Origin of the sequence: Anoxybacillus tengchongensis, from assembly GCF_014201585.1 — a bacterium.
GTDB classification, from domain to species: domain Bacteria; phylum Bacillota; class Bacilli; order Bacillales; family Anoxybacillaceae; genus Anoxybacillus; species Anoxybacillus tengchongensis.
On sequence record NZ_JACHES010000001.1, the window covers coordinates 262,215 to 284,673 of the forward strand.

General features: G+C 41.5%; 26 protein-coding genes and 1 riboswitch. Of the genes, 23 read left to right on the plus strand and 3 right to left on the minus strand.

The annotated features are described in order from the left end of the window. Positions 1 to 66: 66 nt before the first annotated feature. The 15 genes from HNQ82_RS01460 to HNQ82_RS01530 all read left to right on the plus strand — a co-directional run bounded on the left by HNQ82_RS01460 (position 67) and on the right by HNQ82_RS01530 (position 13,302). Positions 67 to 783 (plus strand): response regulator transcription factor, encoded by a 717-nt coding sequence (locus tag HNQ82_RS01460; RefSeq protein WP_183246544.1) that lies wholly within the window; start codon positions 67 to 69, stop codon positions 781 to 783. After that, on the plus strand, positions 780 to 2,543 hold the full coding sequence (locus HNQ82_RS01465) for an ATP-binding protein (protein WP_281380790.1): 1,764 nt from the start codon (positions 780 to 782) through the stop codon (positions 2,541 to 2,543). Before HNQ82_RS01460 ends, HNQ82_RS01465 begins: the two co-directional genes overlap by 4 nt. Positions 2,544 to 2,610: 67 nt before the next feature. Then, a riboswitch (cobalamin riboswitch) is annotated at positions 2,611 to 2,802 on the plus strand. Between the two features lie 116 nt (positions 2,803 to 2,918). Then, on the plus strand, positions 2,919 to 3,875 hold the full coding sequence (locus HNQ82_RS01470; protein ID WP_183246546.1) for an ABC transporter substrate-binding protein: 957 nt from the start codon (positions 2,919 to 2,921) through the stop codon (positions 3,873 to 3,875). Continuing rightward, a complete protein-coding gene (locus tag HNQ82_RS01475; RefSeq protein WP_183246548.1) occupies positions 3,841 to 4,881 on the plus strand; it encodes a FecCD family ABC transporter permease in 1,041 nt (346 codons plus the stop codon). The genes HNQ82_RS01470 and HNQ82_RS01475 overlap by 35 nt, the downstream gene beginning before the upstream one ends. Before the next feature lie 2 nt (positions 4,882 to 4,883). Next, on the plus strand, positions 4,884 to 6,326 hold the full coding sequence (locus tag HNQ82_RS01480) for an adenosylcobinamide amidohydrolase (RefSeq protein ID WP_183246550.1): 1,443 nt from the start codon (positions 4,884 to 4,886) through the stop codon (positions 6,324 to 6,326). A gap of 6 nt (positions 6,327 to 6,332) precedes the next feature. Next, complete coding sequence (gene cbiB / locus HNQ82_RS01485) at positions 6,333 to 7,265, plus strand: adenosylcobinamide-phosphate synthase CbiB (protein WP_183246552.1); 933 nt, start codon at positions 6,333 to 6,335, stop codon at positions 7,263 to 7,265. After that, positions 7,240 to 8,295, plus strand: coding sequence for a threonine-phosphate decarboxylase CobD (gene cobD / locus HNQ82_RS01490; protein WP_183246555.1), 1,056 nt, complete (start codon positions 7,240 to 7,242; stop codon positions 8,293 to 8,295). Before cbiB ends, cobD begins: the two co-directional genes overlap by 26 nt. Continuing rightward, a complete protein-coding gene (locus tag HNQ82_RS01495) occupies positions 8,292 to 8,843 on the plus strand; it encodes a bifunctional adenosylcobinamide kinase/adenosylcobinamide-phosphate guanylyltransferase (protein WP_183246557.1) in 552 nt (183 codons plus the stop codon). The genes cobD and HNQ82_RS01495 overlap by 4 nt, the downstream gene beginning before the upstream one ends. Continuing rightward, a complete protein-coding gene (locus HNQ82_RS01500) occupies positions 8,822 to 9,571 on the plus strand; it encodes an adenosylcobinamide-GDP ribazoletransferase (protein WP_183246559.1) in 750 nt (249 codons plus the stop codon). The genes HNQ82_RS01495 and HNQ82_RS01500 overlap by 22 nt, the downstream gene beginning before the upstream one ends. Then, positions 9,529 to 10,125, plus strand: coding sequence for a histidine phosphatase family protein (locus HNQ82_RS01505; protein WP_183246561.1), 597 nt, complete (start codon positions 9,529 to 9,531; stop codon positions 10,123 to 10,125). Before HNQ82_RS01500 ends, HNQ82_RS01505 begins: the two co-directional genes overlap by 43 nt. Then, on the plus strand, positions 10,077 to 10,505 hold the full coding sequence (locus HNQ82_RS01510; RefSeq protein ID WP_183246563.1) for a bifunctional adenosylcobinamide kinase/adenosylcobinamide-phosphate guanylyltransferase: 429 nt from the start codon (positions 10,077 to 10,079) through the stop codon (positions 10,503 to 10,505). Before HNQ82_RS01505 ends, HNQ82_RS01510 begins: the two co-directional genes overlap by 49 nt. A gap of 12 nt (positions 10,506 to 10,517) precedes the next feature. Continuing rightward, the gene (locus HNQ82_RS01515) at positions 10,518 to 11,099 is read left to right on the plus strand and encodes a cob(I)yrinic acid a,c-diamide adenosyltransferase (protein WP_183246564.1); all 582 of its coding nucleotides are present in this window, start codon (positions 10,518 to 10,520) and stop codon (positions 11,097 to 11,099) included. 2 nt (positions 11,100 to 11,101) lie between these two features. Continuing rightward, positions 11,102 to 11,572, plus strand: a complete 471-nt coding sequence (locus tag HNQ82_RS01520) for an ECF transporter S component (protein WP_183246842.1) — start codon at positions 11,102 to 11,104, stop codon at positions 11,570 to 11,572. Then, complete coding sequence (locus HNQ82_RS01525) at positions 11,565 to 12,266, plus strand: ATPase (protein WP_183246565.1); 702 nt, start codon at positions 11,565 to 11,567, stop codon at positions 12,264 to 12,266. Before HNQ82_RS01520 ends, HNQ82_RS01525 begins: the two co-directional genes overlap by 8 nt. A 223-nt stretch (positions 12,267 to 12,489) precedes the next feature. Further along, a complete protein-coding gene (locus tag HNQ82_RS01530; protein ID WP_183246567.1) occupies positions 12,490 to 13,302 on the plus strand; it encodes a histidinol-phosphatase in 813 nt (270 codons plus the stop codon). Positions 13,303 to 13,331: 29 nt separating this feature from the next. Here HNQ82_RS01530 and serA read toward each other — a convergent pair whose 3' ends face one another. The 3 genes from serA to HNQ82_RS01545 all read right to left on the minus strand — a co-directional run bounded on the left by serA (position 13,332) and on the right by HNQ82_RS01545 (position 15,952). Next, positions 13,332 to 14,906 (minus strand): phosphoglycerate dehydrogenase, encoded by a 1,575-nt coding sequence (gene serA, locus HNQ82_RS01535; RefSeq protein ID WP_183246569.1) that lies wholly within the window; start codon positions 14,904 to 14,906, stop codon positions 13,332 to 13,334. 174 nt (positions 14,907 to 15,080) lie between these two features. Then, positions 15,081 to 15,578 carry an inorganic diphosphatase gene (locus tag HNQ82_RS01540; protein WP_032099918.1) on the minus strand — a complete coding sequence of 166 codons (498 nt, stop codon included), beginning with the start codon at positions 15,576 to 15,578 and terminating at the stop codon, positions 15,081 to 15,083. 125 nt (positions 15,579 to 15,703) lie between these two features. After that, complete coding sequence (locus HNQ82_RS01545) at positions 15,704 to 15,952, minus strand: ferredoxin (protein WP_003394452.1); 249 nt, start codon at positions 15,950 to 15,952, stop codon at positions 15,704 to 15,706. A 200-nt stretch (positions 15,953 to 16,152) separates the two neighbouring features. On the opposite strand from HNQ82_RS01545, the gene HNQ82_RS01550 reads away from it, so the two are divergent. From HNQ82_RS01550 to HNQ82_RS01585, 8 genes are all read left to right on the plus strand, one after another. Further along, the gene (locus tag HNQ82_RS01550; protein WP_183246571.1) at positions 16,153 to 17,175 is read left to right on the plus strand and encodes a YpbB family protein; all 1,023 of its coding nucleotides are present in this window, start codon (positions 16,153 to 16,155) and stop codon (positions 17,173 to 17,175) included. Continuing rightward, positions 17,168 to 18,610 (plus strand): RecQ family ATP-dependent DNA helicase, encoded by a 1,443-nt coding sequence (locus HNQ82_RS01555; RefSeq protein WP_183246573.1) that lies wholly within the window; start codon positions 17,168 to 17,170, stop codon positions 18,608 to 18,610. Before HNQ82_RS01550 ends, HNQ82_RS01555 begins: the two co-directional genes overlap by 8 nt. Further along, complete coding sequence (locus tag HNQ82_RS01560; RefSeq protein ID WP_183246574.1) at positions 18,607 to 19,197, plus strand: CPBP family intramembrane glutamic endopeptidase; 591 nt, start codon at positions 18,607 to 18,609, stop codon at positions 19,195 to 19,197. The genes HNQ82_RS01555 and HNQ82_RS01560 overlap by 4 nt, the downstream gene beginning before the upstream one ends. Then, complete coding sequence (locus HNQ82_RS01565; protein WP_183246844.1) at positions 19,190 to 19,708, plus strand: LysM peptidoglycan-binding domain-containing protein; 519 nt, start codon at positions 19,190 to 19,192, stop codon at positions 19,706 to 19,708. Before HNQ82_RS01560 ends, HNQ82_RS01565 begins: the two co-directional genes overlap by 8 nt. Positions 19,709 to 19,768: 60 nt before the next feature. Continuing rightward, a complete protein-coding gene (locus HNQ82_RS01570; RefSeq protein WP_183246576.1) occupies positions 19,769 to 20,209 on the plus strand; it encodes a DUF2663 family protein in 441 nt (146 codons plus the stop codon). 45 nt (positions 20,210 to 20,254) lie between these two features. Next, positions 20,255 to 20,629: a hypothetical protein gene (locus tag HNQ82_RS01575; RefSeq protein WP_183246578.1), complete on the plus strand. Its 375-nt coding sequence runs from the start codon at positions 20,255 to 20,257 to the stop codon at positions 20,627 to 20,629. A 1-nt stretch (position 20,630) separates the two neighbouring features. Next, a complete protein-coding gene (locus tag HNQ82_RS01580) occupies positions 20,631 to 21,392 on the plus strand; it encodes a metallophosphoesterase (protein ID WP_183246580.1) in 762 nt (253 codons plus the stop codon). 82 nt (positions 21,393 to 21,474) lie between these two features. Then, on the plus strand, positions 21,475 to 22,395 hold the full coding sequence (locus HNQ82_RS01585) for a MerR family transcriptional regulator (protein WP_183246582.1): 921 nt from the start codon (positions 21,475 to 21,477) through the stop codon (positions 22,393 to 22,395). The last annotated feature ends 64 nt before the right edge of the window (positions 22,396 to 22,459 follow it).

The window sequence follows — 22,459 nt, forward strand, 5'->3', positions numbered from 1 at the left end:
TTTCTTATGAGAAGTAGAAAAAAGTTTACCGGTTTTGTACAATAGTGAATGAGGAGGTATGACATCATGGAGAAGGAAATTAAAATTTTAGTTGTTGATGATGAAGAACGGATTCGTCGCTTGCTTCGCATGTATTTAGAACGTGAGCAATATGTCATTGATGAGGCGGAAAACGGCGAAGATGCGCTAGTTTTAGCGCTTGAAAATGATTATGATTTAATTTTACTGGATCTTATGTTACCAGGAAAAGATGGCATTGAAGTATGTAAACAGCTACGGGAGAAAAAAGCAACGCCTGTCATTATGTTAACAGCAAAAGGAGAAGAAGCAAACCGCGTGCAAGGATTTGAAGCAGGAACGGACGATTATATTGTAAAACCGTTCAGTCCACGTGAAGTGGTGCTCCGTGTTAAAGCGTTGCTTCGTCGTACCGCCAACTCTCCATATGTACCGACGGATACGACTGCACGAGATGTGCTTGTTTTCCCACATTTAACAATTGATCATGATGCCCATCGTGTCACAGCGGACGGACATGAAGTAAGCTTAACTCCGAAAGAGTATGAATTGCTTCACTTTTTAGCGAAATCGCCAGATAAAGTGTTTGATCGTGAACAGTTGTTAAAAGAAGTATGGCATTACGAATTTTTTGGTGACTTACGCACAGTTGATACGCATGTCAAACGATTGCGCGAAAAACTAAATAAAGTGTCGCCTGCTGCGGCTAAAATGATCGTCACCGTTTGGGGTGTCGGATATAAATTTGAGGTCGTGAATGAATGATGGCGTTATGGCGTAGTGTAGTTGGAAAACTATGGCTGACCATTTTGTTGCTTGTTGCTTTCGTCCTTTTTATTTTAACGGTTTTGTTACTTGGTTTTTTTGAAAAATATTATTTAGAAAAGACAGGAGATCAACTAACCCAACAAGCAGTAAAAGTGGCTCGTGTCGTGGCGGAACATGATGAACAATTTGCACGCTCCATTGCATGGACGATGGTTGATGACGTATCAAAGCTTATGATTATTATCGATGATCGTCATTATTGGTATTCGCCGAATGAAAAGCTTGCTGATTTGCCACTTTCGTTTATTCAGCAAGATAGGCAGTTATCGCGTGTTTTTAATGGGAAAAGAGTGGTAAAACGAACGCTGATGCCAAATCAAACGATGCGAAACAATGAATATAACGAGCTATTTATTGTCGGCGTCCCGCTTCAAACATCTAATGGAAACGGTGCTGTTTTCGTGTATCAATCGTTAAAAGCAGTAGAAGAAACGACAAAACAAACGACGAAATTTATTTTTCTTGCGGCATTTATTGCGATTGTACTAACGACGGTGTTCGCATTTTTCTTGTCTACACGCATTACAGCACCGCTTCGAAAAATGAGGCAAGTGGCATTTGAAATCGCACGTGGAAAATTTGATTCTAAAGTGCCGATCGTCACCCATGACGAAATCGGGGAACTTGCGATGGCATTTAATCAAATGGGTCGGCAACTGCAATTTCATATTAATGCGTTAAACCAAGAAAAAGAGCAATTAGCAAGCATTTTAAGTAGCATGGCAGATGGTGTTATCACGCTCAATCGAAATGGCGAAGTGCTCATTACAAATCCGCCTGCTGATAGATTTTTACAAGCGTGGTATTACGAACAAGGACAGCGCGACGATTTATCGCCACTTCCTCCGCAAGTGAATGAATTGTTTAAGAAAGCGGTAACGGAAGAGAAGGAACAAGCGATAGAAATGGCGTTACAAGGTCGCAATTGGGTCATTGTCATGACGCCGTTATACAACGGCAAAATGATTCGCGGAGCGGTTGCGGTGCTTCGCGATATGACGGAAGAACGACGATTAGATAAGTTACGCAAAGATTTTATCGCCAATGTCTCTCATGAATTGCGCACGCCGATTGCGATGTTACAAGGATATAGCGAAGCAATTGTCGATGATATTGCAGCGACAGATGAAGAGAAAAAAGAATTAGCAAAAGTCATTTATGATGAATCGTTGCGCATGGGACGCCTCGTCAATGATTTGCTTGATTTAGCGCGCATGGAAGCCGGCCATTTAACGCTTCATCACGAGCAAGTGTCCCTTCGACCGTATATTGAACGTATCATTCATAAATTTCAAGGGTTAGCGAAAGAAAAAGGGGTTCGTTTGCTTGTTGACATGAACAACGAGCCCATTGTTTCGTTCGATCCCGATCGTATTGAACAAGTGATGACGAATTTAATTGATAACGCTCTTCGTCATACAGACGACGGTGGGGAAGTGCGTGTCATTGTCGCTGCGGATGAAGAAGTCGTACGCATTTCCGTACAAGATTCTGGTACAGGTATTCCAGAAGAAGATTTACCGTTTGTATTTGAGCGTTTTTATAAAGCGGATAAAGCGCGTACGCGCGGTCGATCTGGTACGGGATTAGGTCTTGCGATTGCGAAAAACATCGTCGAAGCGCATAAAGGAACAATTACTGTTCATAGCAAACTCGGAGAAGGAACGACATTTACATTTGCATTGCCATTAAAATAGAAAAAATTTGTTGCTATTCATCATATTTTTCGTTATGATAGAAACGTAAAAATTGTTCGACAATTACATACATCCGTTGCAAAAAGGTGTCGAACGGGCGACCTAGTAGACTTAATAGGGAATCTGGTGCAAGTCCAGAACTGTCCCCGCAACTGTAAGTGCTGACGAAATGAAATATGCCACTGTACGATTCGTATGGGAAGGCTTCAAAGTAGGATGACGCATAAGTCAGTAGACCTGCCTTTTTGCATCGTCATTCGCGTCTTCGGGGAGTGAGATAGCGAAACGACAAGAGGAGTTATTATCTTTTGTTGTTTCCAGCTCATTCCATTTGGAGTGAGCTTTTTATTTTTATACATAAAAGGGGGTAAAATCATGAAAAAATGGAAACAGTACATGTGGCTTTTGGCACTCGTGTTGACGCTCGGATTAGCAGCGTGCAACAGTAACGCAGAGCCAGCGAAAGAAACAAAACAAGAGACGAAAACAGAGGAAGTTGCTTTTCCAGTTACCGTCAAAGATGCGGTTGGTGATGTCACGATTGAAAAAGAACCGACAAAAATCGTTTCACTCATTCCGAGCAATACAGAAATTGCATACGCGTTAGGGCTTGGTGACAAAATTGTCGGTGTCAGCGATTTTGATAACTATCCAGAAGATGTGAAAAACAAAGAAAAAATTGGTGGTATGGAGTTTAATGTCGAAAAAATAATTTCGCTTCAACCAGACGTTGTGCTTGCGCATGCATCTAGTGCCCACAATGCTGAAGAAGGGTTAAAGCAGTTAAAAGATGCAGGCATTACGGTCATTGTCGTGCCAAATGCGACGTCGTTCAACGACGTATATGCGTCCATTGAGCTCATCGGGAAAGCGACAGGGAAAGCGAAAGAAGCAGCGGATGTTGTGCAGCAAATGAAACAAAAAATTGATGCGATTGCTGAAAAAGCGAAAGAAGTAAAAGAGGAAGCGACAGTTTGGGTCGAAGTTTCTCCTGCACCAGAAATTTATACAGCAGGAAAAGGAACATTTATGGATGAAATGTTAACGATCATTCACGCGAAAAACGCAGCAGGTGATCAAGAAGGATGGCCGATGTTTACTGAAGAAGATGCGGTGGCATTAAATCCAGACGTCATTATTACGACGTATGGCTATTATACGCCAAACGCTGTCGAGCAAGTGCTCGCTCGTCCGGCATGGAAAGAAGTTACTGCGATTAAAAATAAACGAGTATACGATGTCAATTCTGATTTAGTTTCTCGTCCAGGGCCACGTTTAGTTGAAGGGGTCGAAGAAATTGCCAAAGTCGTTTATCCAGACATTTTTAAATAATTACATTACTGCATCAATCATTGCGATCGTTGCATTATTATTAGGGATATCGATTGGATCACAATCGATTCCCTTTTCTTCTATATGGGAAACGTTGTTGCATCATACGTTTCATACATCAACAAATGTTCCCGCGGCTATTTCGCAAATTATTGTTTCTATTCGCTTACCACGAGTTGTGCTCGCTTTTTTAGTTGGCGCTGCACTAGCACTTGCAGGGGTAGCGTTTCAAGGTCTTTTGAAAAACGTTTTAGCTGATCCGTATACGATCGGTGTATCATCTGGTGCAGCTGTTGGAGCGGTCATCGTTTTCTTTTTTCAGCTTCATCTGTCGTTTCTCGGTCGTTTTACGTTACCGATTGTGAGCATTACGTTTGCGCTCGTGACGTTATTGTTTGTTTTGTTATTTGCTCGGCTTGCTGAACGCAATATGGGAATTGAAACAATTGTTTTAATCGGTATTATCATGAATGCGTTTTTCGGCTCGGTTATTTCACTTATGGTTGCCTTTAGCGGTGAGGAATTGCGTCAAGTTATCAGTTGGTTAATGGGAAGTGTCGCGATGCGCGGCTGGCCATATGTTTCTTTATTTGTACCGTTTTTTATCATCGGCTGCCTCGGCTTATTTGTACATATTCGCGAGTTAAACGCCTTTTCATTTGGAGAGCGAGCAGCTGCAAACATTGGTGTACATGTATTACAAAAAAAGCTATTCATTTTACTTAGTGCCTCACTACTTACAGGCGCAGCGGTAGCTGTATCGGGAACGATCGGCTTTGTCGGACTAGTCATTCCGCATATGACTCGTTTGATTTGTGGAGCGAATCATCGAAAGTTGTTGCCGCTTTCTTTTTTATATGGTGGCGCATTTTTAGTATTAGCAGATGTCGTGGCGCGAACGATTGTTGCACCGCGGGAATTGCCGATCGGAGTCATTACATCGTTGATTGGAGCACCGTTATTTGCGATGTTGTTATTTAAAAGTTTAAAACGGAAGACGGGATGAACATGATTGATGTGAAGGACGTTTCGTATCAATATGGGGAAAAGCAAGTATTACACCATATTTCATTTACCGTTCATGAAGGGGAGTTTTTTGGTATTTTAGGGCCGAACGGAAGCGGAAAAACGACGTTAATGAAACTGTTAAGTCGAGAACTGCCGTTACAGCGAGGAAATATTGTTGTTTGCGGACGACATATTGAAACGTATAAACCGAAACAATATGCTAAACTTATTGCTGCGTTGCCTCAACATATAGACGTTTCGTTTGGATATACAGTCAAAGAAATGGTTGAGCTTGGACGCTATCCTTACCAATCTACTCTTTTTCCTAAATGGACGGAGGAAGATGATCAAGTTGTTGATGAAGCACTTCGTTGTGTGACATTAGCGCATAAACAACATGTTTTCCTAGAGCAATTAAGCGGCGGAGAACGTCAACGAGCGGCGCTTGCACGTGCGTTAGCACAACAACCGCGCGTATTATTACTAGATGAACCAACGAACCATATGGATGTGGCGCAACAGTTCAAGTTGTTAAATTTATTAAAGCAATCGAAGCTTACGGTTGTTGCTATTTTTCATGATATAAATATCGCATCGCTATATTGCGATCGTCTTCTTTTTTTGCGAGATGGAAAGGCAGTTGCGTGTGGAACACCGAGAGAGTTGTTGAACGAGTCCATGATTGAGAGCGTATTTGATACATGTATGAAACGACATGAACATCCTGTATTACCGAAACCGCTTGTAACGTTCGTTCCGTTTTTAGAACAACCGATTGACGATGTGCCATGGCACGTCACACAACATGAAACGATGGTTGTCATTGAAACAATAAAACCGTTTAAAGTGCTTTCTTCGGCCATCGTTGGCGGTGGCACGCGTTGGGCAACGACTTTTGTAAATCGCCATGTTTCACTGGACTACCGTTGTGACGATGCTGCACAAGAGATGATTGAATTTTTGCGACAACAAGGTTTTGATGAGCAATGGACCGTTGGGATGATGACAGCGGTTGATGTAAGAGATGTTGTGTTTACATCCGCTTATGAACCTGTTCGCCTTTTTGTTGCGGTAACTGCTGGGGTGGGAAATGCCGTTGATAGCGCGAATGCGTGGCGTCGAACGGATGTGATCGCTTCTCCTGGGACAATTAATACGTTTGTTTTTATTGATGCCCATTTATCGGAAGCAGCGTTTGTGCAAGCGTTAATGACTGTAACAGAAGCAAAAACAAAGGCTCTGTACGATAAACAAGTCGTTGATACACAAACAAATACAATCGCAACAGGCACATCAACAGATTGTACTGCCATTGCTGCATCACAACAAGGTACATATTATGAATATGCAGGAACGATTACACCGATCGGCAAACAGCTTGCTCGTTTCGTCTATGAAGCTACACAAATGGCAATCGATCGCTATAATGAACGAAAGGGGTGAGAATCGGTGGCGCACGTGTGGGCTATATTACTTGCGCTTTTGCTTGACCGCATATTCGCTGATCCTCATCGCTTTCATCCTGTTTGTTGGATCGGACAAGTGATTACGTATATGGATCGTCGCTTGAATAAAGGAAAATGGCGAAAAGGAAAAGGGTTACTCACGCTTTTTGTCGTTTGTACGCTTACGCTTGTCGTGAGCTATAGTGTCATTACTGTTGCGTATCGGTTTTCTTTTTTAGTTGGCATGTTTATCGAAGCGATGATCATTTTTGTTTCTATTGCTCCGACAAGCTTAGCAAAAGCCGCATACAGCGTGCTTGAGCCACTAAAAAGAGGTGACATGGAGGAAGCGAGAAAAAACGTGGCGATGATTGTCGGGCGTGATACAGAGATGTTACAAGAAGATGGAATCGTGCGTGCATGTGTGGAAACGGTAGCGGAAAATACGAGCGATGGAGTGACAGCGCCCCTTTTTTATGCTTTTCTTGGCGGTGGGGCTTTGGCGATGTTGTATCGTGCTGTGAATACGTGCGATTCAATGCTTGGCTATAAAAGCGAACGATATGTCCAATTCGGCTGGGCGTCTGCTCGCTTAGATGATGTACTCAATTACATTCCTGCAAGATTAACAGCGTTTGTTATGCTTCTTGTCCATCGTGCTAACAAGCGGGCATGGACATTATTATTTCGTGATGCCAACAACCATCCAAGTCCAAACAGCGGATGGTGCGAGGCAGCGGTGGCCGCATTATTAGGCATTCAACTTGGTGGGGTGAATACATACAAAGGTGTCGTATCGATTCGTCCGACGATTGGTGATCCGTCTGTTCCACTTGCGTCCGCGCATATTGAACAAGCTGTGGCGATAATGAAACGAACGACAGTTGCTTTTACGATTGGGGGGAGCTTGCTTGCATTTGCCTGTACATGGAGCTAATCCGCATCGTTTATATGAAGCGATGAAAATGAATATGCCAAGCGAATATATCGATTTTAGTGTAAATGTAAATCCGCTTTCGCTCCCAGACGAATATATGCTAAACAAAAAACAATGGTTTCGTTGGATGAGTGAGTATCCAGAAGAGCGAAGTGAGGCGCTTCGCACGATCATTGCCGAACGAGAACATGTCATGCCGTCAAACGTCTTTGTTGGAAATGGTGCTGCCGAGTGCATTTATTTGCTTGCTGAACAATTTGCAGGAAAACATATCGGTATTATCGAGCCAACGTTTTCAGAATATCGTCAGGCATGTGAAGCGTACGGTTGTACTGTTCAGTCTTTTATGTTAGATAAACATTGGCACCCACCAATTGACCAAGTGATCGAGCGTTTGCCGTCTTTACACGCTCTATTCGTTTGCCATCCGAACAATCCAACGGGCACGGTATGGTCAAAAGAAACGATGTATGCTTTGTTGAGAGCGGCAAATGATGAAGGAGTATATATTATTGTTGATGAAGCGTTTTACGACTTTTGGCTTGACGGTTATGCTGTTTCTCCATTTTTGCGTACGTTTGATCGTTTAATTGTATTGCGATCGTTAACGAAAATGTATCGACTAGCAGGTGTGCGACTCGGTTATGTGCTCGCACACGAACATGTTGTAAACAAGTTAATGAAGAAACAGCCGCCGTGGAGCGTTAATACGATTGCTCAACAAATGGCGAAACAATTATTAAAAGACGGTGCATTTGTGGAACGAACAAAAGCGTATATTGCATCGGAGCAGAAGCGATTATTTTCGCAATTTACAGAACTCGGCTATATATATACACCATCTGTCGTCAATTTTTATATGTTGCATGATGAGACGATGACGCTATTCCCATTTCTTTTACAACATGGCATTGTCGCTCGTCATACGTTTAATTTTCAAGGGCTTGATGGTAAATATGTTCGTTTAGCCATTCGAACGAAAGAAGAAAATGATTGCCTTCTTTCTTGTTTAAGAAGGTGGAAGACATGATCATATTTATTAGCGGTGGTGTACGTAGTGGAAAATCTTCATTGGCGGAACAATGCGCGAAAAAGATAGCAGAAGCGGGTGATTCGCTTCATTATATCGCCACAGCGGTGCGGACAGATGAAGAAATGGAAGCGCGTATCATTCATCATCAACAACAGCGAAAATATGATCGTTGGCAAACGTGGGAACAGCCGTATGATCTCGATCAGATCATTCCTATTTTTTCTAACCGTCATATCGTATTGCTTGATTGTTTAACAAATTTGTGGGCTAATGAGCTGTTTCGTGATGAGCGATGGCATATAGAGGAGAAAGCACCGCGCATCGTGCAACAAATCAAAAAATTGGGCGATCAAGCGAAAGCATGTATAGTTGTAAGTAACGAAATATTTTATGATGGTATACCTCATGAACAAGGAACGTATGCATATATGCGCGGACTCGGTTTATTGCACCAACACATTGTTTCATTCAGTGATGTAGCCATGTTGATGCGTTACGGTTTGCCGATTGTAAAGAAAGGAAGATGGCCATGTGGCGCGGAGTGATCTTAGCGATACAGTTTTTAACTGTGTTTCCTATTCGTATGCAAGTGGAATGGAACGAACGAACAGCGCGCGGAGCTGTCCTTTCATTTCCGTTCGTCGGTGCAATCATCGGCACGTTTCTTGTTGCCCAACATGAGCTATTGTTTAATCACGTTTCTTTGCTCGTCTTATCGTTTTCATTCCTATTTTCCTCTATCTTTCTGTCAGGGGGACTGCATGCGGACGGGTGGATGGATTGTAGCGATGCGTATTTTTCATATCGTGATCGAAAACGCCGCCTTGACATTATGAGCGACTCGCGCGTTGGGGCGTTTGCGGTGTTATCGATTTTATTTTTGCTTGGCTTTCGCTTCGTTTTCATATTTGAAACGGTCGCACATATGTCATTGTTTTCTCTTTTTTGTATTCCGTTATTTTCTCGCCTTGGAATGACAGTGCTTTTATTGACAACACCGCTGGCGAAACAAACAGGCATGGCAGCTGCATTTCGTCAATATGTCGATTACCAATATGTGCCGGCTATCATCATGTACGGGCTCATTGCTTTCTTATCGCGTGAAACGATCGTGTTATTTATAGCATTGGTGTTATTTTATGTTGTCGCACGCGCGTTTGTAGTGAAGCAGTTTGGTGGGATAACAGGCGACGTGCTTGGCGCGTTCATTGAAGGGAGCGAAACCTTTTTATGGCTCATCATTTGGCTATTACATACATTCGTCATTTTGTAACGAAAGAAAATGAAGCGAAGCAATATATCGGTTGGACGAATGTGCCGATTGTCAAACAACCGAATGTGTCGCATCAGCTTGAAGCGGACATCGTTATGGCAAGTGATTTGCTTCGTTGTCGACAAACGGCACAGCTTTTATTCCGAGATGTTGTTATTGAATGTTCGTATCGTTGGCGTGAACTCCATTTTGGCGATTTTGAAGGAAAAACATATGAACAATTGCAAACGGTTGAAGCGTATCGCTACTGGCTCGGCGATCCATTTCGTTATGCGCCTCCAAACGGAGAGACGTTTACCGATTTTGAAGCACGGGTGGAACAAGCGATTGACGATGTTGTTCGTCGGTCGGTGTCGCATGTTGTTGTTGTGACGCATGGCGGAGTGATTCGTTATGTGTTATCACAGTACGCACCAGACGTACGTCCGTTTTGGGAATGGCACGTCTCTTTTGGCGAAGGAGTGACACTTTATAATACGAAAGAACGATGGAGGGAGAGAAAGCGATGCATTTCGTTAGCGGCGGTGCGTTTCAAGGAAAACGAAAATGGGTAAACGCATATTATTCATTAACGCATACGCCACACGTTTGGCATTGTGCATATGAACAGCCGTTTTCATTTCCAAACGGTCATGAACATGCCACTATTGTTGTGCTTGAAGGAATTGAGCAATGGATTCGCGAATATTTCTTTCCTTATACAACACGTGAAAAAGAAGCAATCATGTCGTATATGTATGCGTGGGAAAGATGGGAAAAAGAGGGGAGACGGACGGTCATTTGGATTGGCTGTGATATTAGTCAAGGAATTGTGCCAATTGATGCGCATGAACGAGCGTGGCGAGATGTGGTAGGCTGGACGTATCAACAGCTTGCGCGCATATGTAACCGTGTGGATTACATATGGTGTGGTATGCATGAACAAATAAAATAGGGGTGATTGACTATGAAATTGTACACGAAAACAGGAGATCAAGGGCAAACGAGTTTAGTTGGTGGACGAGTTGATAAAAACCATATGCGTGTGGAAGCATACGGAACGATTGATGAAGCAAATTCAGTCATCGGTTGGGCGATGACGTTATTGCAAGATGAGAAATTTCGCGATATTTATCAAGAACTACAGCGCATTCAACATGAGCTGTTTGATTGTGGAGGCGACTTAGCGATCGTTAGTGAAAAAATGCCGTACAAAGTGAAAGAAGATATGGTGACGTTTTTAGAGGAACGGATTGATGCATATATTCAACAAGCGCCACCGCTAGAACGGTTTATTTTGCCGGGAGGGTCACCGCAGGCAGCTGCGTTACATATGGCACGTACAGTAACGCGGAGGGCGGAACGTTGTGTCGTGGCGTTAATGAAACAAGAACAAATGAACAAAGTCGTTTTGCAATATATTAACCGTTTATCAGACTATTTATTTGCAGTTGCGCGCGTTGTCAACGCTCGCTTGCAAGTGAAAGACGTAGAATATGAACGGAGTGCGATCGTGTTTCGTGATAAAGAAGAAAAGAAGGGAGAATGATGATGCGGCGTCTGACGTTGCTTGTTATGTTTATTAGTTTATCAGTCATCGGTTCGCTTATAAAAATCCCATTTACAATTGGCAGCATTGCGCTCGATAGCGCCCCTGCGGTTGTAGCGGCCTTTTTACTCGGTCCGACGGCGGCTGCGCTCATTGCTAGTGTCGGTCATATTGTATCTGCGTTGTTTGGCGGTTTTCCGCTCGGGCCATTTCATCTGCTTGTAGCGTGTGAAATGGCTACGCTTTTGTATGTTGTCGGCTTACTCATAAAAAGAGGTTGGCTCATTTACAGTTATATATGTTTTTTTATAGGCAACGCATTTATTGCACCGTTGCCATTTATATGGATTATTAGTCCAGCATTTGTTTTATCTATTGTCCCTTCTCTTGCGTTAGCAACGGCAGTCAATTTGGCGATTGCTATTGTTGTTTCAAAAGCGTTACAACGTGTCAGGGGGGAGCAGCATGCGTGATGTATTATGTGTGCCGCTTGACGAACAACATGAGCTCGTCTTTGCAACGGATTGTTCGGGTGGGATTGGATTAAAGCAATATGATGTTGTTCATGTACCATATGACGTTGTTGGTTATTACGGAGCTCGCGTTGCGCTCATGGAACTCCTAAGCATTGGGGCAACACCTAATGCTTTTATACTACAAAACTTTGTCGATGATCGTTCATGGGGTGCACTTGTCACAGGCGTTGAACAAACGATGGCAGAGTTACAGTTATCGCTTTCTGTAACAGGGAGTAGCGAGTCAAACATACCGCTTATGCAATCCGCTGTTGGATTTGTTGCTGTCGGAACGGTAGGGAAAACAGAAAAGAGAATAAACGTGACACCAACTGATGCGTGCTGGGCAGTGATCGGTGAGCCACTCGTTGGCGAAGCGGTTATGCATAAAAAGGACCGCATGATTCCGCTTTCTTTATTTCGTATGTTGTTGCACATAGATGGGGTGTATGAAATGATCCCAATCGGTTCAAAAGGAATATGGCATGAGTGGAAGCTCATTCATGGGGATAAATCGATTCATTGCCCCCTTCCACTACATGCTTCTGCTGGTCCAGCGACATGTGTGCTCGTAAGTTATCATCGAAAGAACGCACCGTTACTACAATCACTGGCGCAAACACTTTTTTATCCGATTGTAAATGAATTGTAAAATGTTATGTTCTATCGTTCTAACCGTTCATTTTTTTGCATACAACATATATGGTCATCGGTGAACGGGAGGGAATAAACGATGGAAGATATGATGAAACGCGTGCTTGTTGTTGTTGGCATGGCAGCATGCATTCATTTATTGTTTCTTGTTGGCTTAAACAACTAGAAAAAGAGAGACATGTGCTATATAATGAAAAACAATACGAAAGGGGGAGAAAAAAATGTTAACAGATTACCATAATCATTTAGAGCGCGGCACGTTAACGCTCGATTATTTAAAGCAATTTACCGACGAAGCTGCACGAAAAGGAATTGAACATTTCGGTATTTCGGAACATGCGTATCATTTTTATCAAACGAAAAATATTTTATCGAATCCATGGATTGAAGAACGTCGTTATTATGACATGGCTGACTACGTTCGTTTATTTCACGAAGCGTGGGATGCTGGAATTGATGTGAAAATGTCGATCGAAATGGACTATACGCCAGGCAAACATGAAGAAATGGCACAATTTATTCGCGCCTACGATTTTGATTATGTCATCGGTTCGATTCATTGGGTTGATGATTTTGGCATTGATTTAGCCGAGTTTCGGAAAGAGTGGGATCGTCGTGATATATACGATACATATCGAAAATATTTCGATCAAGTTGTCACGTTAGCTGAGTCGAACTTATTTGACATTATCGGTCATTTAGATTTAGTGAAAATTTTTAAATATGTGCCAGAAGACGAAGAGTTTTTGTTTGAACAGTACGATCGTGCAACAACAGCGTTAGCGAATTCTAAAACGTGCGTTGAAATTAGTACGGCAGGTTTGCGTAAACCGGTTGGTGAACTATATCCTGATCCTCGTCTATTACAAATGTGCTATGACAAAGGCATTCCCATCGTGCTATCATCCGATGCACACGTACCACAAGATGTCGGTGCCGATTATGACAAAGCGATCGCTCTTGCTAAAACAGTCGGTTACAAGGAAATTATGACGTTTTGTAAAGGGGAACGAAAAGCCGTTCCACTTGGATAAGAAAAGGTTCAGCCATGCGGCTGAACCTTTTATACTTCTAATTTTTTCACAACATCAATATCGCTAATTTGTTCGAGTGTTTCAACGAGTGTATCATCAAGCGGTTTATCGAGCGAAAGCATCATAATCGCCTTTCCACCAACTTCTTGGCGACCAACTTGCATCGTTGCGATGTTTACTTGATGGTCACCTAAAATGTTTCCGACTTTTCCGATCATTCCTGGCTTGTCATGATGTTGAATGTACAACAAATGTCCTTCTGGAGCAAAGTCGATCGCAAAACCGTTAAAGTGAACGATACGATCACCATAGTGAGCGATATGCGTTCCTTTCATCGTAAACGTTTTGTTTTCACCATATACTGTTAATGTAATGCTATTGTTGTAGTCGTTTCCGTTTGCTGAAAATTTTTCGCTAAAGGCGATACCGCGTTCTTTGGCGATCATCGCTGCGTTCACTTCGTTGACGGTTGACGCAACGCGAGGTTTTAAAAATCCAGCGAGCAAACTACGTGTAATAAATGTTGTTTCTAAATCTGCAACAGAACCTGAATACGTAATCGCAATTTCTTGAACGGGTTCGCTCATATATTGCGAAGCTACAATGCCCATTTTTCGAGCTAATGTATAAAAAGCTTGAATTTTTTCGTATACATCTTTTGAAAGTGTCGGCAAGTTAATGGACGATGTGACAGGTTTTCCTTGTAAAAATGTTAATACTTCTTGAGCTACTTGTGTCGCTACATTCACTTGCGCTTCGACTGTTGATGCCCCGAGATGTGGAGTGACGATGACGTTATCAAAAGAAAGAAGTGGATGATCTCCTGGAGGCTCTTGTTCAAATACATCGAGCGCAACGCCTGCCACGTGTCCATTTTCTAAAAACGAAATGAGCGCTTGTTCGTCGATAATTCCACCGCGGGCGCAGTTAATTAAATACACACCTTTTTTCGTTTTTGCTAAGTTTTTCGGACCGAGAAGCCCTTTTGTTTCTTTTGTTAGCGGTGTATGTACGGTAATGATATCCGCTTGTGCAAGCAACTCATCAAGCGTGCAAACGTCGACACCAATTTTTTCTGCTCGTGCTTTCGTTAAAAATGGATCGTACACATGAACATGCATACCGAATGCTCGCGCCCGTTTCGCTACTTCAGAACCAATGCGACCAAAGCCGATAATACCTAAATGTTTTCCAAATAACTCGACACCAACGAAAGCGGAACGATTCCATTCACGTGATTTGACCGAGATATGCGCTTGTGGAATACGACGCACTAATGAAGCCATCATCGCAAATGTATGTTCCGCTGTTGAAATCGTATTGCCATTTGGGGCGTTAATGACGACGACACCGTATCGTGTAGCTGCATCAACATCAATATTGTCCACACCAACTCCAGCGCGTCCAACAATTTTTAAATTTTTCATTTTTTGGAGTAATTGTTCGGTTACTTTTGTTGCGCTACGAACGAGTAACGCATCAAATTGATCAAGCTCATCTTCTACATCAACTACTTTTTTTTGTACGACTTCAATCGTTGGATCAGCAAGAAGTGGGGCAAGACCTTCTTCACTCATCGCATCAGCTACTAAAATGCGAACCATAAATATCCGCTCCTTTCAAACTATTAGTTTTTAAATTTCTGATAATTTAACATAACCGTATACGCATGTCAATAACTTTCGGCAAGGTCATACAAATGAAAACGTTTTTATATACAAATGTTCGGAAAAAAGACGAAAAGCTGGCTCAAAGCCAGCTTAAAACATGGAATGTATTTATTTTTGCTCATTGTAACGAGCGATGCATTCATCAATAAGTTTCGCAGCTGCTTCTGGACCTTCCCACGTACCAATTTCTGTTTTCTTTCCTTCTAAGTCTTTATAACGTTCAAAGAAATGAGCGATTTCTTTAAGTTTATGTTGCGGAAGATCTTCAAGCGTGCGCACATCAGCAAAACGCGGATCATCGACAGGAACGCCGATTAACTTTGCATCTTCTTCGCCACCGTCTACCATGTTTAAGTAGCCGAGTACACGTGTTTCGATGACGCAGCCAGGGAATGTTGGATTTGTCACGATAACTAAAATATCAAGCGGGTCGCCATCTAATGCGAGTGTATTTTCTAAATAGCCATATTCTGCAGGATAAAACATTGGTGAATATAAGACACGATCGAGTTTAAATACGCCACGCTCTTTGTCATATTCATATTTGTTTTGACTACCTGTTGGAATTTCAATAAACGCTTCAACAACTTTGTTTTCAAACGCCATGCCAAATTCCTCCTTTTTATTATGTATACTTTTTTATTATAGTCGATCGGACAAGTAGTGACAATGACTGAACGAAAGAAAAGGGCAAGCTTCGTATGAAGTTTGCCCTTACCCTTAGATGTTTTTTATTCGAATTTGTTTGGATCGCCGTCAAATGGCTCGTCCGCTACTTTGATTGAGTCTGTTGGACAGCCTTCAAACGCATCCATCATATCATCAATAAGTACGTCTGGCACTTCAACAATGCCTTGGTTGTCGTCTAGCGTAACGTAAGCGATACCTTCATCATCGTAATCGTAAATGTCTGGTGCAGCCGCTCCACATGCACCACAGGCAATACATGTTTCTTTGTCAACAATCGTGTACTTTGGCATACAATGACCCTCCTTAATTATATGGAACCAATCGCTTCATATGAAACGTTGGAAACGTATTCCTCACACTTTTATAATAAATGTGTTGCGGTAACTTTTCAATAAAAAACTCCAATGAAAATGCTTATCAGTACGTAGTTTTCCCTCACATCCCCTCGCTTAATCTGGTAAAATGAAAGGGAAAATGGAGTGAATGTCGCATGTTACAACATATTGTTTTATTTTGTATCGATCGGTTTCGTGGAGAACGATCGCTCGCTGCGATCGATCATTTACTCAATGGAAAAAAAACAGCACAGACGTTACAAGATAGTAAATGGTATGACGTTAGCCGTTTATTTGGGACGGTACCGATTGATCGTTCTCGTTTATTTGATGTCGCACGAGCATTAGAGGCGGACGGATTTATTTCTCGAGTCGATGAACATATATATTGCACAACTGCAAGTGGAAAAGAGAAACTTCGACACTTTATCCTTCCTCCTTATATTGATGGATGGAAATATATGAATGAATCTTCTTTGTTTTGGAAAAGGCTCTCTTTACTCATTCAAACGATCTCAAACATCATTCATCGTACGTCATTTGAGCCTATACATCGCGATGAACACATTCAATCGTTCGTGAAACGGTGGCTGTTTCAACATACACATATAAAAACGCTCGCTCGTTCATTATATGAAGAAATGTACGAGCTACTTAGTTATGTGGAAGAAAAAGATGCTAACATTTTCGTTTGGCGGTTAACAAGCCATGAACGCATCGGATGGACGAACGAACAAATTGCTTATGCCATAAATGAGGAAGATGTGGCGGTTTTGTTATCGTTTCAAAACGTCCTTCATTTTATGCTTGAAATGACAGAGAAAGAAACGGAAAAATTTCCGCTTTTATATTCGTTACGTGAACGAAAACGTTCACAATTGACAAGTTCAGCTCAAAAAACGTGGGAATTGCTAAAGGAAGGTTATTCACTTGAACAAATTGCACAGCTGCGCGGGTTGAGAAAAGGAACGATTGAAGATCATATTGTAGAAATTGCCACGTATATTCCAACGTTTGTGTCGACACCATTTTTGGAGGAAAATAAACGCAAGCGCATTATTCAACAAGCACGTCAATTAAAGACGAAAAAATTGCGGGCGATAAAAGAATTGTTACCAGACGTTTCTTATTTCGAAATTCGGCTCGCGCTAGCAAGGTGGGAGAGAGAAGATGCTTGACATATTAAAGGAACGATTTGGTTACGATTCGTTTCGCATAGGACAAAGGGAAATTATTGAAGATGTGTTGAATGGACAAAATTGTGTTGCTATGCTTCCGACCGGTGGAGGAAAATCGCTTTGTTATCAGCTCCCGGGTTATATGTTAGACGGCAGTGTGTTGATTATTTCCCCGCTTGTTTCACTTATGGAAGATCAAGTACAACAACTGAGAAATCGTGGTGAAAAACGTGTGGTAGCCCTCAATCGTTTCCTTTCTTATCGCGAAAAAAAAGACGTGTTGCGTGAGTTGGCATCGTATCGTTTTATTTATGCTTCTCCTGAAGTTTTACAATCTCCGTTACTCATTGAAGCGCTAACACGTATAAACATTTCGCTGTTTGTTGTAGATGAGGCGCATTGTATTTCACAATGGGGACACGATTTTCGCCCTGATTTTTTGAAGCTAGGTCTTCTTCGCGAGACGCTTGGCAATCCGCCTTGTTTAGCACTAACGGCAACCGCTACACGCCAAGTCATTGATGATATCGTGACAACGCTTCGTCTGGATCATGTCAAACAACACGTGTATCCACTTGATCGCACAAACATTTGTTTATGCGTTCAATATGTTCGTACGCTAGAAGAAAAAATCACGATGTTAAAACATCTCGTTGCGATATTGCCGAAACCTGGAATTGTGTACGTCGCTAGTCGGCAATGGGCAGAAACATTATCCGAGGTGCTTCGTGAGGATCATCGTGTAAGCTACTATCATGGAGGCATGGATGGTGAACAGCGACTACTTATTCAACAACAGTTCGTTTATGATCAGTTAGACGTCATTTGTTGTACAAATGCGTTTGGAATGGGGATCGATAAACCGAACGTTCGCTTTGTCATCCATTTTCATTTGCCGACACAACCAGAAGCATATTGGCAAGAAGTTGGGCGAGCCGGGCGCGATGGAAACGAAAGCATCGCGATATTATTGTATGCACCAGGAGATGAACAAGTGGGACAAACGATAATCGACATGGAATTTCCGACGATGGAACAAATCGTTTATGCGCTACACGCTTTACGTCATGGGCAGAAAGAAACAGGGCTGACAGATGTACAACAACGTCTACTTTTATATTGGCTTGAACAAATGGACAAACAGGAGCATATCCACACATTAGCGAAGCAACTATATGCCCGCATGGAACAAAGAAAAAAAGAAAAACTGACAAAATGGATATTTATGCAACGATGGGTAACCGGGCACACATGTCGTCGACGTTCGCTTCTTTCGTATTTTGAACAACAGCCGCTTAAAAACGAACGTTGTTGCGACCAATGTGGCGCCCATATACATACAGATGCCACTATCGAACGCATTCAACAAATACAGCTTCGGTCTTGGCATGAAGAGCTTTGTTCAATGTTTGCCATAAAGGTGGGGAACAAATGATTAAAAAACAAATGGAAATAGCAAGTCAAATGAACGACCGAGAAATTGTATATCATCTATATATAACACAAGCGCTTATTTTTCTTGTTGCTGTCATATTCAGTCTATTTTTATTTACGCCTGTGACATTTTTTTCGATGTGGCAGTGGGATATACGGGAAATACTATTATACGGTAGCGGTTGTGCGGCGCTCGTCCTTTTTGTCGATTTTTTACTTATTCAGTATGCTCCTGAACAATGGTATGATGATGGTGGAATTAATGAAAAATTATTTCGTTCCCGTTCGGTACCGAGCATTTTTCTGATGACTATGGTCATTGCATTTTGTGAAGAGCTGTTGTTTCGCGGTGTCATTCAAACACACGTTGGCTTATTTTTCGCAAGCGTCATTTTTGCTTTATTGCACATTCGCTATTGGCGAAAATGGCTTCTCCTCGTTGCTGTTGTTAGTTTGAGTTTTTGGATTGGGCTTATATATGAATGGACAAATAATTTATGGGTAACGATTTTTGCTCATTTTCTTATAGATTTTATTTTAGCGTTACACATCCGATATTGCACAAAAGAGGTGACAAATGATGCGTGAAGATCAAGCAGAAAACTTGCGCAAGAAGATGGAAAGTATCGGGAAGCGGCTAGAAAATGATGAACTTCAGTTGCCACCCCGTAGCGAAGTGCATAAAAAGAAAAAAACGAAATGGAAAATCAAACATCCGCTCATTCGCATTCTTGCGCTCTTTTTTGCTTTATTACCTATTTCCATTTATAGCATATACCACTTAGTTGAAAAACGACCGATCCAAGTCGTGACGATTGATAATGAAAGCTATGAGACTGTTGATGTCGATCAACAAAAAGAACATAAGCCACAACAGCCGCTTGAAAACGAAGCAAAAGAAGTGGAACAGGAGTCGAATGAGACAGAGTCATCCTTTACGTATCATACGGTACAAGAAAATGAAACATTATATAGTATTGCGATGAAATATTATGGAAATGAAAAAGGAATGGATCTCATTAAAGAATGGAATCATTTAACGAGCATGAAGCTACAAAAAGGCCAAGTATTAAAAATCCCGAATATGAATGGAAAATAAGGTATACTGCCTCACCGATGGACATACAATCGTAGTAAAACATGATCGGTAGGGGTGGTTATGATTTTTCCGATTGAATTAGACGAAGTAACAGAAGTGATTTTAAAGCGAGTCATGATGCATAAAAAAGAATGGAATGACATGAAAAAAAGAATGCAACTATCATTCATTTTGTTTTTGCTTTCACTTGCTTTATTTGGATTATATATGTATCAGACGATCGTTATTCCGCATCGTCCATCCATAGAACGAATGATGATGGCACTCATTGATGATGAACATACCTTTTGGTTCGCTGTATTCGTTGGCTCGCTCGCTTGGCTCGCCTTTTTTTATAAAAAGAAAAGCGAAAAAGCGGAGCAAGACTTCCATGCACTCCGTTGTGAATTCATTCAGAAAAGTAACGAATTGCTTCAAGAGCGGGCGTGGGAGAAAAGGCACGTTCTTTATGAATGGATGAAAAAAACGTACGATATTTCGCTTTACCATGAAAATAAGTGACCACAAACTCTCTCGCTTCATATGTTGAAAAAGGGAGGGAGCAACATGTGGTTTCTTTTTATTGTTGGATTGTTATGTGGATATTTTATGATCGCTTGGACGCCAACGGTAGATCCGTTCGTGTTGGAAGTGTTTTTAACGGATATCATTTTCGATCCACTGAAAACATTTTTTGCGCTTGTTAGTTTTTTTATTGGTTTTATTTCTAATGCGATTTTAATTCGCTCAGCGACTTGGCATACGTTACAAGCGTGGCGAAAGGAAACAACGAACCGAAAAGAGCAATTTCTTTCGTATAGCGTATTGCTCACATTTTTTATATTGTCGATGATTGATGTGAAAAAAACGATAATTTTTTTTCTCTTTTCTTTTGCATATGGTATGATGTCAATGAACGTATACAAAGAGAGGGAAAGTTAATATGGTGTATATTATCGTAGCTTTTGTTGCATTTATGATATACATGTGGATCGAAGCGCATCGTCATCGAGTAGTTTTTCATTCATTATCATTTCCAACGTTTCCAGAAAGCTTTTCTCGCTTTCGTCTTTTTTTTATTTCAGATATTCATCGTCGACGTATATCTGAAACGTTTATTGATTCATTAAAAGGAAAAGTCGATCTTGTCATTATCGGCGGCGATTTAACTGAAAAAGGGGTCCCATTTTCACGTGTCAAACGAAATATTGAATTGTTAAAACAGCTCGGTCCTGTTTATTTTGTTTGGGGAAATAATGACTATGAAGTAGATTACCATGAGTTAGACGCACTACTACTTGAAAGCGGTGTGAAAATATTAGATAATACAGCGGTTACATTTGAAAGTGAGCGAGGTGATTGCATCGCTTTGCTCGGTGTTGATGATATGAATAAAAGGCGAGATCGGCTCGATCTTGCGTTAAGCGATGCAGAGCATACAACGTTTCGCATTCTCGTTAGTCATGATCCACGCATTATTGAAAAAATCATGCCACAACATCAAATTGATCTCGTCTTAAGTGGACATACGCATGGTGGACAAATTCGTCTCGGACCGTTTGGCTTATATGAGAAAGGATGTTTGCAAAATATAAATGGAACGATGTTGCTTGTTAGCAACGGATATGGGACGACGACGCTCCCACTTCGTTTAGGTGCACGCGCAGAGACGCATCTCATTGAATTAAAACATGAAAAAAGTTAAGCAAAACCTATACAAATTTTACACACTTCCTTCACATCCGCTATAATGTTGACAGAATGACGCGAGATATGGAGGATTTTGTATGTCAACACAAGAAGGAAAATATAATGTGAAGGCGGTCTCAAACATGCTAGGGATTCAACCCGGGACGTTGCGGGCGTGGGAGCGCCGCTATCAAATTATTGCCCCACCGCGCAATGAAGCAGGGCACCGTCTATATACAGAAGAGCAAGTACAAATATTAAAATGGCTCGTTGATAAAGTAAATCAAGGGTTTACAATTAGCCAAGCCATTTCGCTGTTAGAACAGCGACCGTCAGAAATGCATATACAAGCAGAAGATCATGTCACTGCGCTTCGCGAACGGTTATTGCAAGCCCTTTTATCATTTGAAGAGTGGACAGCACATGAATTGTTAAACGAGGCGTTCAGTTTATATACGGTTGAAAAAGTTGCACTTGACATATTAAGTCCACTTCTTGTAAAGATCGGGGACTTATGGGAAAATGAAAAAATTACGAGCGCACATGAACATTTCGCTTCCGCCTTTTTACGCTCACGACTTGGTATGGCCTTTTCTATGATTCCAGTGAATCGCTTGCTTCCGAAAACGATTTCTGTTTGCGGGCCAAATGAATGGCATGAACTTGGATTACTTATTTTTACTTTATATTTGCGCAGAAGAGGTTATGAAACCATTTATTTAGGGGCAAGCATTCAACAACAAGATTTACCGATTGTTATTCATGAAGTGAAACCCTCATACCTCTTTTTATCTTGCACGTTACAACAAAATGTACGAGCGACACTACAACTTGTCGATCAATTGAAACAAACATATCCACATATTCGTATTGGAATTGGGGGACGGGCGTTTGATGAGATGGACGAACCAGTGAAAAATAAGTATCGCGATCATCTTCTCGGACAGTCAAAAGAGCAATGGGATGAATGGTTAAAATCGAATGAAAAATACTTGTCTAAAAGGGAGAAAACGATGTAAACTCATTAGTAATATGACGAACATTTTTACACGTTCGTCATATGCTAACAGTAAAGTCTGTGTA

What these genes read in the sequence shown, in the direction of transcription:
- HNQ82_RS01460 (WP_183246544.1), top strand. Translation starts at nt 67, where the DNA reads ATGGAGAAGGAAATTAAAATTTTAGTTGTTGATGATGAAGAACGGATT.
- HNQ82_RS01465 (WP_281380790.1), top strand. Translation starts at nt 780, where the DNA reads ATGATGGCGTTATGGCGTAGTGTAGTTGGAAAACTATGGCTGACCATT.
- HNQ82_RS01470 (WP_183246546.1), top strand. Translation starts at nt 2,919, where the DNA reads ATGAAAAAATGGAAACAGTACATGTGGCTTTTGGCACTCGTGTTGACG.
- HNQ82_RS01480 (WP_183246550.1), top strand. Translation starts at nt 4,884, where the DNA reads ATGATTGATGTGAAGGACGTTTCGTATCAATATGGGGAAAAGCAAGTA.
- HNQ82_RS01495 (WP_183246557.1), top strand. Translation starts at nt 8,292, where the DNA reads ATGATCATATTTATTAGCGGTGGTGTACGTAGTGGAAAATCTTCATTG.
- HNQ82_RS01500 (WP_183246559.1), top strand. Translation starts at nt 8,822, where the DNA reads ATGGCCATGTGGCGCGGAGTGATCTTAGCGATACAGTTTTTAACTGTG.
- HNQ82_RS01505 (WP_183246561.1), top strand. Translation starts at nt 9,529, where the DNA reads ATGGCTCATCATTTGGCTATTACATACATTCGTCATTTTGTAACGAAA.
- HNQ82_RS01510 (WP_183246563.1), top strand. Translation starts at nt 10,077, where the DNA reads ATGCATTTCGTTAGCGGCGGTGCGTTTCAAGGAAAACGAAAATGGGTA.
- HNQ82_RS01515 (WP_183246564.1), top strand. Translation starts at nt 10,518, where the DNA reads ATGAAATTGTACACGAAAACAGGAGATCAAGGGCAAACGAGTTTAGTT.
- HNQ82_RS01520 (WP_183246842.1), top strand. Translation starts at nt 11,102, where the DNA reads ATGCGGCGTCTGACGTTGCTTGTTATGTTTATTAGTTTATCAGTCATC.
- HNQ82_RS01525 (WP_183246565.1), top strand. Translation starts at nt 11,565, where the DNA reads ATGCGTGATGTATTATGTGTGCCGCTTGACGAACAACATGAGCTCGTC.
- HNQ82_RS01530 (WP_183246567.1), top strand. Translation starts at nt 12,490, where the DNA reads ATGTTAACAGATTACCATAATCATTTAGAGCGCGGCACGTTAACGCTC.
- serA (WP_183246569.1), bottom strand. Translation starts at nt 14,906, where the DNA reads ATGGTTCGCATTTTAGTAGCTGATGCGATGAGTGAAGAAGGTCTTGCC.
- HNQ82_RS01540 (WP_032099918.1), bottom strand. Translation starts at nt 15,578, where the DNA reads ATGGCGTTTGAAAACAAAGTTGTTGAAGCGTTTATTGAAATTCCAACA.
- HNQ82_RS01545 (WP_003394452.1), bottom strand. Translation starts at nt 15,952, where the DNA reads ATGCCAAAGTACACGATTGTTGACAAAGAAACATGTATTGCCTGTGGT.
- HNQ82_RS01550 (WP_183246571.1), top strand. Translation starts at nt 16,153, where the DNA reads ATGTTACAACATATTGTTTTATTTTGTATCGATCGGTTTCGTGGAGAA.
- HNQ82_RS01555 (WP_183246573.1), top strand. Translation starts at nt 17,168, where the DNA reads ATGCTTGACATATTAAAGGAACGATTTGGTTACGATTCGTTTCGCATA.
- HNQ82_RS01560 (WP_183246574.1), top strand. Translation starts at nt 18,607, where the DNA reads ATGATTAAAAAACAAATGGAAATAGCAAGTCAAATGAACGACCGAGAA.
- HNQ82_RS01565 (WP_183246844.1), top strand. Translation starts at nt 19,190, where the DNA reads ATGCGTGAAGATCAAGCAGAAAACTTGCGCAAGAAGATGGAAAGTATC.
- HNQ82_RS01570 (WP_183246576.1), top strand. Translation starts at nt 19,769, where the DNA reads ATGATTTTTCCGATTGAATTAGACGAAGTAACAGAAGTGATTTTAAAG.
- HNQ82_RS01575 (WP_183246578.1), top strand. Translation starts at nt 20,255, where the DNA reads ATGTGGTTTCTTTTTATTGTTGGATTGTTATGTGGATATTTTATGATC.
- HNQ82_RS01580 (WP_183246580.1), top strand. Translation starts at nt 20,631, where the DNA reads ATGGTGTATATTATCGTAGCTTTTGTTGCATTTATGATATACATGTGG.
- HNQ82_RS01585 (WP_183246582.1), top strand. Translation starts at nt 21,475, where the DNA reads ATGTCAACACAAGAAGGAAAATATAATGTGAAGGCGGTCTCAAACATG.